At 63.5% G+C, this 12,401-nt stretch carries 12 protein-coding genes; 4 read left to right on the top strand and 8 right to left on the bottom strand.

Annotated elements, in window-relative coordinates; all coding sequences use genetic code 11:
- The first annotated feature begins 60 nt into the window (after positions 1–60).
- Positions 61–558 carry a hypothetical protein gene (locus tag V2I30_RS10625; RefSeq protein ID WP_330662133.1) on the top strand — a complete coding sequence of 166 codons (498 nt, stop codon included), beginning with the start codon at positions 61–63 and terminating at the stop codon, positions 556–558.
- A gap of 21 nt (positions 559–579) precedes the next feature.
- Here V2I30_RS10625 and V2I30_RS10620 read toward each other — a convergent pair whose 3' ends face one another.
- The 4 genes from V2I30_RS10620 to sucC form a co-directional block, all read right to left on the bottom strand.
- On the bottom strand, positions 580–1,488 hold the full coding sequence (locus V2I30_RS10620; RefSeq protein WP_330662132.1) for an energy transducer TonB: 909 nt from the start codon (positions 1,486–1,488) through the stop codon (positions 580–582).
- Between the two features lie 74 nt (positions 1,489–1,562).
- Positions 1,563–2,495 (bottom strand): electron transfer flavoprotein subunit alpha/FixB family protein, encoded by a 933-nt coding sequence (locus tag V2I30_RS10615; protein ID WP_330662131.1) that lies wholly within the window; start codon positions 2,493–2,495, stop codon positions 1,563–1,565.
- A gap of 32 nt (positions 2,496–2,527) precedes the next feature.
- Positions 2,528–3,274, bottom strand: coding sequence for an electron transfer flavoprotein subunit beta/FixA family protein (locus tag V2I30_RS10610; RefSeq protein WP_330662130.1), 747 nt, complete (start codon positions 3,272–3,274; stop codon positions 2,528–2,530).
- A 324-nt stretch (positions 3,275–3,598) separates the two neighbouring features.
- On the bottom strand, positions 3,599–4,798 hold the full coding sequence (gene sucC / locus V2I30_RS10605) for an ADP-forming succinate--CoA ligase subunit beta (RefSeq protein ID WP_330662129.1): 1,200 nt from the start codon (positions 4,796–4,798) through the stop codon (positions 3,599–3,601).
- A 148-nt stretch (positions 4,799–4,946) separates the two neighbouring features.
- Between sucC and V2I30_RS10600 the strand changes: the two genes are divergently transcribed.
- Entirely contained in the window at positions 4,947–5,732 is a 786-nt protein-coding gene (locus tag V2I30_RS10600; protein WP_330662128.1) for a 3'(2'),5'-bisphosphate nucleotidase CysQ, read from the top strand.
- Positions 5,733–5,785: 53 nt separating this feature from the next.
- Here V2I30_RS10600 and V2I30_RS10595 read toward each other — a convergent pair whose 3' ends face one another.
- Positions 5,786–6,484, bottom strand: a complete 699-nt coding sequence (locus V2I30_RS10595; protein WP_330662127.1) for an OmpA family protein — start codon at positions 6,482–6,484, stop codon at positions 5,786–5,788.
- A gap of 251 nt (positions 6,485–6,735) precedes the next feature.
- Here V2I30_RS10595 and V2I30_RS10590 point away from each other — a divergent pair, with 251 nt between their 5' ends.
- Both V2I30_RS10590 and V2I30_RS10585 read left to right on the top strand, forming a co-directional pair.
- Positions 6,736–8,040 carry a hemolysin family protein gene (locus V2I30_RS10590; protein ID WP_330662126.1) on the top strand — a complete coding sequence of 435 codons (1,305 nt, stop codon included), beginning with the start codon at positions 6,736–6,738 and terminating at the stop codon, positions 8,038–8,040.
- Positions 8,041–8,112: 72 nt separating this feature from the next.
- Complete coding sequence (locus tag V2I30_RS10585) at positions 8,113–8,583, top strand: SET domain-containing protein (protein WP_330662125.1); 471 nt, start codon at positions 8,113–8,115, stop codon at positions 8,581–8,583.
- Between the two features lie 4 nt (positions 8,584–8,587).
- On the opposite strand, the gene V2I30_RS10580 is transcribed toward V2I30_RS10585, so the two are convergent.
- The 3 genes from V2I30_RS10580 to ileS are packed head-to-tail and all read right to left on the bottom strand — an operon-like array spanning position 8,588 to position 12,382.
- A complete protein-coding gene (locus tag V2I30_RS10580; protein ID WP_330662124.1) occupies positions 8,588–8,998 on the bottom strand; it encodes a DUF3035 domain-containing protein in 411 nt (136 codons plus the stop codon).
- On the bottom strand, positions 8,991–9,527 hold the full coding sequence (lspA, locus tag V2I30_RS10575) for a signal peptidase II (protein ID WP_330662123.1): 537 nt from the start codon (positions 9,525–9,527) through the stop codon (positions 8,991–8,993). Before lspA ends, V2I30_RS10580 begins: the two co-directional genes overlap by 8 nt.
- Entirely contained in the window at positions 9,524–12,382 is a 2,859-nt protein-coding gene (gene ileS, locus V2I30_RS10570; RefSeq protein ID WP_330662122.1) for an isoleucine--tRNA ligase, read from the bottom strand. The genes lspA and ileS overlap by 4 nt, the downstream gene beginning before the upstream one ends.
- Positions 12,383–12,401 lie beyond the last annotated feature (19 nt).

Genomic DNA, 12,401 nt, shown 5'->3' with positions numbered 1-12,401 from the left:
GGTAACCCGCTGCGTAGTAATCCGGGCGAACCAAAGCGACTAGCGCGCGTTCTTCCTATCATGATCGAACAGCCCGACGCGCCTCCCCCTTCGCAAAGCATCGTCCTTGCCGCCGGCAGCCAGGCGGTGATCAACGGTGCGCTCGTCACCGCGAGCGACGCCTGCACGCTCGAGGTCGGATCGGGCGCCTATGTCTTCACCGGCCGGCGCCTGTGGCGCGGCGACGTGCGCAATCCGCATGAAGAGCTCTATTTTTCCGTGCTCGAAGCCTCGCGCGACGAGGATTATTTCGGCGAGCAGCGCTTTCGCCTGTTCGCGCTGCTCGCGCAGGTCGTGGCTCAGGATCGCTCGCACGAGGCGCAGAAGGAATGCGCGCTGTGCGCCTCCGAACTGCTGACCGGGAACAGCGAAGGCGCCACCCGCAGCGCTGCGCGGCTGGCGGCAATGCGCCTTGGCGCGCAGCCGGGCCGGCGCAGTCCGGGCTTGCCGGGCAGGCGGGCCGAAAGGCGGGAGCGTGTCGTTCCGCCCGAGCCACTGGCGAAAGCATGCGAGCGGTGAGCGTCCGCCCGGTTTGCTGGCCTAACTTACCCTGTAGGTGATCATCGTTACGTAGAACGATCGGATAGGTTGGCCATCCACCCCGAGTGCCGGGACGAACTTCGACCTGAGCATTTCCTTGCACACCGCCGGGCGGAGGTCATCGACCTTAGTGGCCTCTTCGACGAAACAATCCGAAATGCTGCCGTCCTTCTCCACGATGAGCCGCACGCGAAAGCTGCCCTGCTCACCTGCCTCAAGCGCATCGGGTGGATAGGTTTCGAAGAGTTTGCGAGCGACAGCGTTCTCATTGGTCAAGGCCGGGGGCGTGTAATGCGCATGCTCTGCGGCATCGAGCCCCCAACTCGTCAGCAGATTCGTGAGGCAATCGTGCATGACGACGAACGGCTCTTTGAGATTGCCCGTCTCGTAGGAAAGGATCTTCGATCCGCGGCGGATGACGATCCGGTCGACGCCTGCGGCGGCTTCCTGCGCTTTCGACGGCTGCACCCGCGCGCCGGGCTCCCATTCACCTTCGCGCATAAAGATGCTGAGCATCACGGCAGGTCCGTAGAGCTCGAGATCGCCGTAGGAGGGGTTCTTGACCAGTTCCAACGGCTTGTCAGCGAATGTCCCTAGATGAATGCGGCCAGTGCGCTGGAACGGCTTCACCGCGCTTCCCGCCATTCCCATCAGGATCGAACTATCCGGCGCGCCTTGGTCCAGCATGAGGATGTGCTTGTCCTCTTCGCTCCCGAATGTGCGCAGGAGCGAGCATTTGTTGTCGTCGTAATCGACGACCCAGGGCGAAATGGGGGCAAGGCGCACCGCCTTCGCGTCCGCGGCCGCCTGTGCCGGCAGCAATTTCTCGGCATGAACGACGGTGGTCCCCGCAGCTGCGATCAATACGGCGAGCGCGCCCGCCATCGCGCGTTTCACGGTACAAGGCATATGCAAAAAGCCTCCGCCGCGCGTGATGCGGGCGGAGGCTTTTGATCGTTCCCGGATGAACGGGAGCTTACAGCTTACAGCGCTTCGGTCATCTCCGGGACGGCGTTGAAGAGGTCTGCGACGAGGCCGATATCGGCGACCTGAAAGATTGGCGCATCTTCGTCCTTGTTGATGGCGATGATGACCTTGGAATCCTTCATGCCGGCAAGGTGCTGGATCGCGCCGGAAATGCCGATCGCGATGTAGACCTCAGGAGCCACGATCTTGCCGGTCTGACCGACCTGGTAATCGTTGGGCACATAACCTGCATCGACCGCGGCGCGCGATGCGCCGATCGCCGCGCCGAGCTTGTCGGCGAGCGGGTTGATGATCTTCTCGAAGGTTTCGCCGTCCTTGAGCGCTCGGCCACCCGAGACGATGACCTTGGCGCTGGTGAGTTCGGGACGGTCGCCACCATCAGCCACTTCGCGGCTGACGAAGCTGGAGATGCCCGCATCGGCCGGACCAGAAACATCTTCAACCGAAGCCGAACCGCCCTCCGCAGCCGCCTTTTCGAACGCGGTGCCGCGCACGGTGATGACGAGCTTTTCATCGCTCGACTGGACGGTGGCGATCGCGTTTCCGGCATAGATTGGACGGGTGAAGGTCTTGTTGCCTTCGACCGAAAGGATGTCGGAAATCTGCATCACGTCGAGCAGCGCGGCAACGCGCGGGGCGATGTTCTTGCCCGATGTGGTCGCGGGTGCGAGGAAAGCGTCGTAGTTGCCCATGATGTCGGCGACGAGCGGCGCGACATTTTCGGCGAGCCCTTCGCCATAGGCCGCGTCATCGGCCTTCAGCACCTTCGAAACGCCAGCGATCTTAGCCGCCGCTTCGGCAGCGCCGCTGCAATCGTGACCGGCGACCAGCGCGGTGACATCGCCCATCTTGCCCGCGGCGGTGACCACGGCGAGCGTCGCATCGTTCACCGATGTGTTATCGTGTTCGACCAGAACCAGAGTGTTCATGTGTGTGTCCTTTTCCTTGCCGGGCCGCGTTGTTACGCGATCCCCAGCGACTTGATCTTTTCGACGAGCGCGTCGACGTCTTCGACCTTCTCGCCGGCCTGGCGAACCGGCGGTTCGCTTACATTGGTGGTGGTGAGGCGCGGGGCGATATCGACACCGAAATCGCTCGGGCTCTTCGTGTCGAGCGGCTTCTTCTTGGCCTTCATGATGTTGGGCAGCGACGCATAGCGCGGCTCGTTCAGGCGCAGGTCGGTGGTGACGATGGCCGGAAGCGTCAGCTTCACGGTTTCGAGACCGCCATCGATCTCGCGCTTCACCGATACGCTGTCGCCGTCGACGTCGACCGTATTGGCGAAAGTGCCCTGCGGACGGCCCATGAGGGCGGCGAGCATCTGTCCGGTCTGGTTCGAATCGTCGCTGATCGACTGCTTGCCGAGCAGGACGAGGCCTGGCTGTTCCTCGTCTGCAATCGCCTTGAGAATTTTGGCGACAGCGAGCGGTTCGACGTCTTCGTCGGTTTCGACGAGGATCGCGCGGTCGGCACCCATGGCGAGTGCGGTGCGCAGCGTTTCCTGCGCCTTGGCCGGGCCGATCGAGACCGCAACGATCTCTTCCGCCTTGCCCGCTTCCTTGATGCGAATCGCTTCCTCGACCGCGATCTCGTCGAACGGGTTCATGCTCATCTTGACGTTGGCGAGATCGACGCCGGAACCGTCCGCTTTCACGCGCGGCTTCACATTGTAATCGATCACCCGCTTGACGGGGACGAGGATTTTCATGCGGCAGCTTCCTTCCTGAAATATGTCTCGTTTTCGCCGCCCGACCTAGCTTGCGTTTACGTAAACGTCAAGTTGGGCGGCGGCGTGTCATTCTATCAATGCAGCGGCTACGCTCGCGTTCCGGCGTGCCGGTTCGGCAAGCTGGCGTCCATGGGCTTTAATGGGAAGATAGTCCCGACCCGAACGGTCTCGCCCGCGACTCTAAGCGCGACCGCGCGCCCCCTTTCGGCTGGCTGACAAGCCAGCCACTCAGGACAGGCTACGCGCGTGCGGCTTGCCGCACGTCTCGCGAGGACGATCGTCCGGAGGGGCGATCGCAAGGAATTACGCCGCCTGCTTGACCTCGGCAACGATCTTCTTCGCCGCATCGCCGAGATCGTCGGCGCTGACGATCGGCAGGCCTGAATTCTCCAGGATTTCCTTGCCCTTCGCGACGTTAGTGCCCTCGAGGCGAACGACGAGCGGAACCGAAAGGTTCACGTCCTTCGCCGCTTGGACGATGCCGTTGGCGATGACGTCGCATTTCATGATGCCGCCAAAGATGTTGACGAGGATGCCCTCGACCGCCGGGTCCTTGAGGATGATCTTGAACGCCGCCGTCACCTTCTCGGTGGTCGCGCCGCCGCCGACGTCGAGAAAATTCGCCGGGAAGGCGCCGTTCAACTTGATGATGTCCATCGTCGCCATCGCGAGCCCGGCGCCGTTGACCATGCAGCCGATATTGCCGTCGAGCTTGATATAGGCGAGATCGTATTCGCTCGCTTCGACCTCGGCGGGGTCTTCCTCGGTCTCGTCGCGCAGTTCCTCGATGTCCGGATGGCGGAAGAGCGCATTGGAATCGAAACTCATCTTCGCGTCGAGGACCAGCAGCTTGCCGTCTTCGGTTTCGACCAGGGGGTTGATCTCGAGCATCGAACTGTCGGTCGCGACGAAGGCGTCGTAAAGCTTCTTCGCGAGCTTCTGTGCCTGCTTGTTGAGATCGCCTTCGAGGTCCAGGCCGAAGGCGAGCGAACGCGCGTGATGCGGCATGAAACCCTGCGCGGGGTCGATCGTGATGGTGGTGATCTTCTCCGGGGTTTCGTGGGCGACGGTCTCGATATCCATGCCGCCCTCGGTCGAGGCGACCATCGCGACCTGGCCGCTCGCCCGGTCGACCAGCAGCGAGAAATAATATTCCTTCGCGATGTCCACGCCGTCGGTGACGTAGAGGCGATTGACCTGCTTGCCCTCGTCGCCGGTCTGCGCCGTCACCAACGTGTTGCCGAGCATTTCCTTCGCGCTCGCCTCGACGTCCTCGACGCTCTTCGCCAGGCGCACGCCGCCCTTCGAGCCTTCGGGCAGTTCCTTGAACGTCCCCTTGCCGCGCCCGCCCGCATGGATTTGCGCCTTGACGACGTAGAGCGGCCCAGGGAGTTTTTTCGCGGCCTCGACCGCTTCCTCGACGCTCATGGCAGCATGTCCGTCGGGAACGGCGATGCCGTGCTGCTTGAGGAGTTCCTTGGCCTGATATTCATGGACGTTCATGCGCTCGGGATCCCTTATTGTCGCTTGGTCGCCTCGGCACGGGGTTCGTGGCGGGCTGTGGTTCGCGGTGCGCCTAAGCATGGATTGCGGCACTTGAAAAGTGCGTAAGCCGGGGCCACCAAAATGCTGTCGCGAAGGAACCAGCCGCATGATCGACCAGAGCCGTTTCAAGGAGATCGTCCGCGAGGCCGGGCGCATCGCTTTCGGGCGCTGGCCGGGGGCGGGGCACGAGTGCGAGACCTGGGAGAAATCGCCCGGCAATCCCGTCAGCGAAGCCGATCTCGCGGTCGACACCTTCCTGCGGCGTGAGCTGGGCGCGCTCTTGCCCGCGGCCGCATGGCTCTCCGAAGAATCGGTCGATCATCCGAAGAGGGTCGAGCGCGATCTGATCTGGCTGGTCGATCCGATCGACGGCACGCGCGATTTCGTACGCGGCCGCAGCGGATGGTCGGTGTCGGTGGCGCTGGTCTCTGGCGGGAAGCCGCTGATCGGCATGCTTGCCGCCCCTGCGCGCGGGGAGGAATGGTTCGCCTTTGCCGGACGCGGCGCGACTTTGAACGGGCGGGGCCTCGTCGCCAGCAGCTGCCGCGAATTCGACGGCGCACGCGTGCCGGTCGATCAGCTGCCACGCGCCGACGGTGACCTGACCAAGGTCGAAAAGCCCAATTCGATCGCGCTGCGCATCGCGATGGTCGCCGATGACCGGGCGGACCTCGTCGCGACCCTGCGCTGGGGTTATGAATGGGATGTCGCCGCCGCCACGCTGATTGCGCGCGAAGCGGGCGCGCGCGTGTCGGACGCCTCGGGCCGCCCGCTCGCCTACAACAAACGCGACCCTCGCGATTTCGGCGTTCTGGTATGTGCTCCGGCGATCCACGCTCAGGCTGTCGCGCGCCTGGCGGAGCGAGCGGCCGGGGTGCGCGCTACCAAATAAAAGGGGCGGCCCGTGCCCGGACCGCCCCTTCTTCGACAGATTGCGATGGGCCCTTACTGGCCGGTGCGCGCGGCGCTAACGTCGTCCTGACTGACCGGGATGATCTTGATCTCGACCCGGCGATTGAGCGGTTCGGCCACGCCGTCGCCGGTCTTCACACGCAGGTAATCGTAGCTTTCGCCATAGCCGCGCGTTGCCAGGCGGCCGCGGGCGACGCCGCGCGAGGCGAGATAGTCGGCGACCGCCTGCGCGCGCTGTTCGGAGAGACGCTGATTGAGCGAATCGGAGCCGGTCGTGTCGGTGAAGCCGTAAATGTCGACCAGGCTGTTGGGATATTCGATCAGACTGTTCGCCACCGCGTCGAGCGAGTTCTGGAATCCGGGATTGATCGTCGCCGATCCGCTTGCGAAGGTGACGCCGTCGGGAAGGCGTACAAGGATCGCGTCCTGATCGCCTACTTCCTCGACGTCGACGCCGGTGCCTTCGAGCTCTTCGTCGAGTTCGCGGATCTGGTCGTCGAACTGCTTGCCGATGACTGCGCCTGCCGAACCGCCGAGCCCCGCGCCGATAATCCGTGCGGTGGTGCCGCCGATCGCGCCGCCCAGGAGATAGCCGAGCGTGCCGCCGACCGCGGCGCCGATGCCGGTGCGCGAGATCTTCTGTTCGCCGGTATTGGGATCGGTGACGCAGGCGCTGGTGCCGAGCAGGGCGAGAGCAGCGGTGCCCGAAAGCAGAATGCGGGATGTCTTCATGGATCGTCCTCCGTAAGTAAACTTCAGTGGGGCCGCTGAGATCGGGCCCTTCTCGTGATTGCATGCAAAAATGCGACGTCCCCGCAAAAAGCGCAGGCCATCATCCACCAATGCTGCAATCCTGCCCCCGCGCTTTTGTTCCGCATTCCTGCCCTCCCGCGCTTGACGCCGCCCCTCGCCCTGCGCTGAGCGGCGTCGCGGAGAAACCGGAAGGACTGGAAGTGCGCGCGGTTTCTGCTAGCGCACGCGGCGTGACACCGTTTCCCTGGCCCGACCTTTTCATAATTCTCGGCCTCATCCTGCTGAACGGCGTCTTCGCGATGTCGGAACTCGCAATCGTCTCAGCCAAGACCAACCGCTTGCGCGCGCGGGCGGAGGAAGGCTCGGCCAGCGCGGCTACCGCCATACGGCTGGCCGCGGAGCCCGGACGCTTCCTTTCGACTGTGCAGATCGGCATCACGCTGATCGCGATCATCACGGGGGCGTTTTCAGGCGCTAGCCTGGAACGGCCGGTGGGCGAGCGGCTGGCGCTACTGGGCGTTCCGGCGGACATGTCGGGCGAAATCGCCTTCGTGCTTGTGATCGCGATTACCACCTATCTCAGCGTCGTCGTCGGCGAACTCGTGCCCAAACAGCTCGCCCTGCGCGCGGCCGTTCCGGTGTCGCTCGTCATGGCGCGGCCGATGGCGAAGCTGGCGCGGATCGCGGCGCCGCTGGTCTGGCTCCTGGACGCGTCTTCGGCGGCCATAATCCGGGCGTTCGGCATTCGCTCGAAGGGGCAGCCCTCGGTCACGGCGGAGGAATTGCAGATGATTTTCGCCGATGCGACGCGGTCGGGCGTGATCGAGGCCGAGCAGCACCAGATCCTGACCGGGGTGGTGCGCCTCGCCGATCGCCCGGTGCGCGAGTTGATGACGCCGCGCACCGAGCTCGACTGGATCGAGGCCGATGCCGACCGTGCCGAGCTGCTTGCCGCAATCGAGGAAACCCCGCATTCGCTGCTGCCGGTGGCGGACGGGTCGCCCGACACGATCCTGGGCATCATCAAGGTGCGTGAAGTGCTCGCGAGGATGGTCGAAGGGGACACGGTTTCGATCCGCGACATGGCGAAGAAGGCCGAAGTCCTGCCCGATCAGCTCGACGCGCTTGATGCGCTGCGCATGTTGCAATCCTCCGAGGTCGCGATGGCCGTCGTGCATGACGAATACGGCCATTTCGAAGGCATCGTTACGCCCGCGGACCTGCTGACCGCGATCGCTGGCAATTTTGCGAGCGACCTCGATCTCGGCGATACGCCGGAGATCATCGAATGCGCGGACGGCTCATTGCTGGTGTCGGGGGCGCTATCGGCGAACGACCTCTCCGATCATCTCGGCATCGCTTTCGAAGAGCCGCGCGAATTCAGTACCGCGGCGGGCTATGCGCTGTCGGTTCTCAAGCGGCTTCCGGTCGAGGGCGAAATGTTTGTCGACCAGGGCTGGGAATTCACCATCGCCGACATGGACAATCGCCGCATCGACAAGATTCTGGTGAGGAAGGGACGCGAGCAAATCTAAGCCCGCACGTTTGAGGATTGCCCGCCGAATTGAAAAGGCGCATTCGACATTCATCGCCGGACGAGTCGGGCGATGCGCGAGCGCCCGCCCTCTGTGCGCTTGGACATGCAACCGATGATGATTGTTCCTGCCTATGTGGGGCCAAGCGCGATCGAGGGTGTCGGCATTTTCGCGACAGACCCGATAGTTGCCGGAACCGCGATTTGGACCCTAGATGAGCGCTTCGATCAGCTGTTTCATCCCAGTGATCTGGACGCGATGAACGACCTTCAGCGATCCTTTATCGAGCGCTATGGATACCCCCATATGACCCGCGCAGGGCTTACGGTTGTGGAATTCGACAATGGTCGGTTCATGAACCACGCCGAGGAGCCGAACACGGACTTTACCGACCCCAATATCGGCTGGGCAATTCGCGACATAGCGGCAGGCGACGAAATAACCTGCGACTACCGCGAATTCGACCCCAGCTTCGTCATCCAACCCGGACGGCGATTCCTGACGCAGGATGCCTCGATTTCGAGCAGCGTCAGCGTCGCCTGACCGCTCAACCCGGAATGACGGTGCTTGCCGCCGCGCCGTCGCCCTCGGGCGCGGCGATGATGTCACGCGTCACCCGGCCCTTGGCGACCGTATTGGTGTCCTCGTCGCCGACCTGAGAGCGAATGCTGGGCGCGGCCTGGCCCGCACGGTCGAGCGCGCTCGTCTCGATCGCGCTGCGCGGTGCCGGTCCGCCGAACAGAGCGTCGAGCGCCTGCTCCTGCGCGGTTCCTTCGGCCGGGCGCGGCGCGCCGGGGGCGGGCGGGGTGAGCGAGAAATCGGGCGGCACGACCAGCGGCGCCTGCCGCTGAACCGCGAATTCGTCGGGCCGATCGCGATTGAACAGCCCGCCGCTGCCGCAGCCTGCGAGCATGGCGCCGGCACCGGCGAGACAAAGGGCGGCTCTAAGATTACGCATTGGAATTCTCCGCGAGTGGTTTCGCTTCATCCGCATCGCCCTCATTGTCGCGCACGAACAGGCTGCGCGCAAGGATGATGACGACGCCGATAGTGATGGCCGCATCGGCGATATTGAAGACGAGAAAGGGACGGAATGTGCCGATGTGCAAATCGGCATAGTCGATCACGTAGCCCAGCACGTAGCGATCGTAGATATTACCGATCGCGCCGCCCAGGATCAGCGCAAGACCCAGGATATCGGCAAGGATCCGCTCGCGCATCATCCACACCAGCACGATCAACGCGATCCCCGCGGTCAGCGCGACCAGCAGCCATCGCATCTCCAGCGTCGTCGCCTGCAACATGCCGAGCGAGATACCGCGGTTTTCGGTATAGGTGAGGTCGAAGAAGGGCAGCAGCTCAATATTGCGCACAGATCGCAAGTTGAGGGGGCCGATCACGTACCATTTTACCAGCTGATCCATCGCGGCGATGAGTGCGGCAAAAGCGAGGCCGACCAGGCGGTTGCGAGTGAAGATGTCGCTCACGCCGTAGCCACATCCATCGCATCGATGACGCTCTCACATCGTCCGCAAAGCGCGCCATCTTCCTCGACGTCGGGCAGCAGGCGCCAGCAGCGCCCGCATTTGCAGTCGGAGGATTTGGCGACGCGCACCTCCTGCCCCTGGCCGCGCGTCACTGTCCCGGTGATGAACAATTCGGCGAGCTGCGCGTCGCTCACGCCATCGGGGACCGCGTCGGCGGAGACGGTTACGGTGGCCTCGTTGCTCGAGCGGATGACCTTGTCGCGGCGCAATGGCTCGATCGCCTCAGTCACGCGTTCGCGAAGCGTGCGCAGCGCGTCCCACTTGGCGCGGTCGGCGGTGACGGCGGGAATTTTCGGCCATTCAAGCAGGTGGACGCTGCCGCCCTGCGCGTCGTCCTCGGGATAGCGCGTCTTCCACACTTCCTCGGCGGTGAAGACCAGCACCGGCGCGGCGTAGCGGACGAGCGCGTGGAACAAGAGGTCGAGCACGGTGCGATAGGCGTTGCGGGTGGTCGAGCCCGGCCCATCGCAATAGAGCGTGTCCTTGCGGATATCGAAGAAGAAGGCGGACAGGTCCTCGTTGCAGAAATCGACCAGCAAGCGCGTGTAGGTGTTGAAGTCGTACTCGGTCGCGGCTGTGCGCAGCTTGCCGTCCAGCTCACTCAGCAGCGAGAGGACGTAGAGTTCCAGCTCCGGGATTTCGCCCGTGTCGGACATATCGCCCACGAACCCGTCGAGCGCGCCAAGCAGGTAGCGGAAGGTGTTGCGCAGGCGACGATATTGGTCGGAGACGCCCTTGACGATCTCGTCGCCGATCCGGTGGTCTTCGGTGAAATCGACGGAGAGCGCCCACAGGCGGATGATATCCGCGCCGGTTTGCTCCATCATCTTGACCGGATCGGTCGTATTGCCGAGCGACTTCGACTGCTTGCGACCCTTGGCGTCCATCGTGAAGCCGTGGGTCAGCACTTGATCGTAGGGCGCGCGGCGCCGCGTCGCGCAGCTTTGCAATAGCGAGGACTGGAACCAGCCGCGATGCTGGTCGGAGCCTTCGCTATAGAGGTCTGCGGGCCAGCGTAAGTCCGGCCAGCGCCCGCTTTCGAGGACGAAGGCGTGGGTGCAACCCGAATCGAACCAGACATCGAGAATGTCGGTGACCATTTCGTAGTCGACGGGATCGTGCGCGTTTCCGAGGAATTCGGCCTTGCGGCTTTCCTCCCACGCATCGACGCCATCCTCGCGGATCGCGGCGACGACGCGGGCGTTCACATCGGGATCCTGAAGATAGCTGCCGTCGGGCCTCACGAAGAGCGTGATCGGCACGCCCCAAGCGCGCTGGCGGCTGAGCACCCAGTCGGGCCGACCCTCAACCATCGAGCCGATCCGGCGCTCGCCTTTGGGCGGGACGAAGTCGACGCGCTCGATTTCGGCGAGGGCGCGGCTGCGAAGCGTCCCGCCGCCGTCGAGATCGCTGTCCATCGGCACGAACCATTGCGCGGTCGCGCGGTAGATCACCTTGGCTTTGGAGCGCCAGGAATGCGGGTAGGAATGCTCATAATCAGCGGAGGCGCTGAGCAGCGCACCCGCTTCGCGCAGGTCCGAGCAGATCGGCCCGTCGGGCGCATTGAAGGGCTTGTTGATGACGCTGCGGCGGCGCTCATCCGCTCCGCCGAGCCACGCCCAGTCGTCGCGATAGCGCCCATCGTCCATCACCGCGAAGACGGGGTTGATGCCATGCGCCTTGCAGAGCTCGAAATCGTCCTCGCCGTGATCGGGCGCCATGTGTACGATGCCGGTGCCGCTGTCGGTGGTGACGAAGTCTCCCGAAAGCATCGGGCGGGGCGTTTCGTAGAACCCGCCCAGACGGTGCATCGGGTGACGGACCTTGGTTCCGGCTAGGTCGGAGCCTTTTCCACTCCACAGCACATCAAACTTAGTTCCGCTAACGCTCATTCGAGAGAAGAGGTATTGAAATAGCTCTTTGGCTACTAAAACCCCTCGACCGAATAGCAATTCTCCCCAGTCTCCCGCGGCACTCGATGTTTGCATACCGCCGGTTAGACGAAGAGCTATATACTCAACATCCCGCCCATAAGCCAAAGCCTGGTTCACCGGGATCGTCCACGGCGTTGTCGTCCAGATCACCGCGTGCGAACCGACCAGTTCTTCGATCGGGCTCTCGACGATCTCGAACGCCACGTCGATCTGCGGCGAATCCGTCAGGTCCTCGTACTCGACCTCGGCCTCGGCCAGAGCGGTCTTCTCCACCGGCGACCACATCACGGGCTTCGACCCGCGGTACAGATTGCCGCTTTCCGCAAACTTCATCAGCTCGGCAACGATCGTTGCCTCCGCCTGGAAGTCCATCGTCAGATACGGGTTGTCCCAGTCGCCCATGATGCCGAGGCGCTTTAGCTGTTCGCGCTGAACGTCGACCCATTTCTGCGCATAGGCGCGGCATTCGGCGCGGAATTCCTTTGCCGGAACCTCGTCCTTGTTCTTCTTTTTCTTGCGGTACTGCTCCTCGACCTTCCACTCGATCGGCAGGCCATGACAGTCCCAGCCCGGCACATAGGGCGCATCCTTGCCCATCAGGTTCTGCGTGCGGCAGACCATGTCTTTCAGTATGTGGTTGAGCGCGTGCCCGATATGCATGTCGCCATTGGCATAAGGTGGGCCATCATGGAGAATGAATTTCTCGCGGCCCCGACGCGCCTCGCGCAGTTTCTCGTACAGCCCGATCTCGCGCCAGCGCGCCTCGATGCCCGGCTCCTTTGCGGGAAGGCCGGCTTTCATCGGGAAATCCGTCTTGGGCAGGAAGACGGTGTCGTGGTAATCTCGCTTGGTATCGGACATAAGGCGCTGCCGTTAGGAT

The organism is Erythrobacter sp., assembly GCF_036351135.1.
GTDB lineage: Bacteria > Pseudomonadota > Alphaproteobacteria > Sphingomonadales > Sphingomonadaceae > Erythrobacter.
This window is presented reverse-complemented; position numbering and strand designations above follow the sequence as displayed.

What these genes read in the sequence shown, in the direction of transcription:
- V2I30_RS10620 (WP_330662132.1), bottom strand. Translation starts at nt 1,488, where the DNA reads ATGCCTTGTACCGTGAAACGCGCGATGGCGGGCGCGCTCGCCGTATTG.
- V2I30_RS10625 (WP_330662133.1), top strand. Translation starts at nt 61, where the DNA reads ATGATCGAACAGCCCGACGCGCCTCCCCCTTCGCAAAGCATCGTCCTT.
- V2I30_RS10610 (WP_330662130.1), bottom strand. Translation starts at nt 3,274, where the DNA reads ATGAAAATCCTCGTCCCCGTCAAGCGGGTGATCGATTACAATGTGAAG.
- V2I30_RS10580 (WP_330662124.1), bottom strand. Translation starts at nt 8,998, where the DNA reads ATGCGTAATCTTAGAGCCGCCCTTTGTCTCGCCGGTGCCGGCGCCATG.
- V2I30_RS10595 (WP_330662127.1), bottom strand. Translation starts at nt 6,484, where the DNA reads ATGAAGACATCCCGCATTCTGCTTTCGGGCACCGCTGCTCTCGCCCTG.
- sucC (WP_330662129.1), bottom strand. Translation starts at nt 4,798, where the DNA reads ATGAACGTCCATGAATATCAGGCCAAGGAACTCCTCAAGCAGCACGGC.
- V2I30_RS10600 (WP_330662128.1), top strand. Translation starts at nt 4,947, where the DNA reads ATGATCGACCAGAGCCGTTTCAAGGAGATCGTCCGCGAGGCCGGGCGC.
- V2I30_RS10615 (WP_330662131.1), bottom strand. Translation starts at nt 2,495, where the DNA reads ATGAACACTCTGGTTCTGGTCGAACACGATAACACATCGGTGAACGAT.
- ileS (WP_330662122.1), bottom strand. Translation starts at nt 12,382, where the DNA reads ATGTCCGATACCAAGCGAGATTACCACGACACCGTCTTCCTGCCCAAG.
- V2I30_RS10585 (WP_330662125.1), top strand. Translation starts at nt 8,113, where the DNA reads ATGCGCGAGCGCCCGCCCTCTGTGCGCTTGGACATGCAACCGATGATG.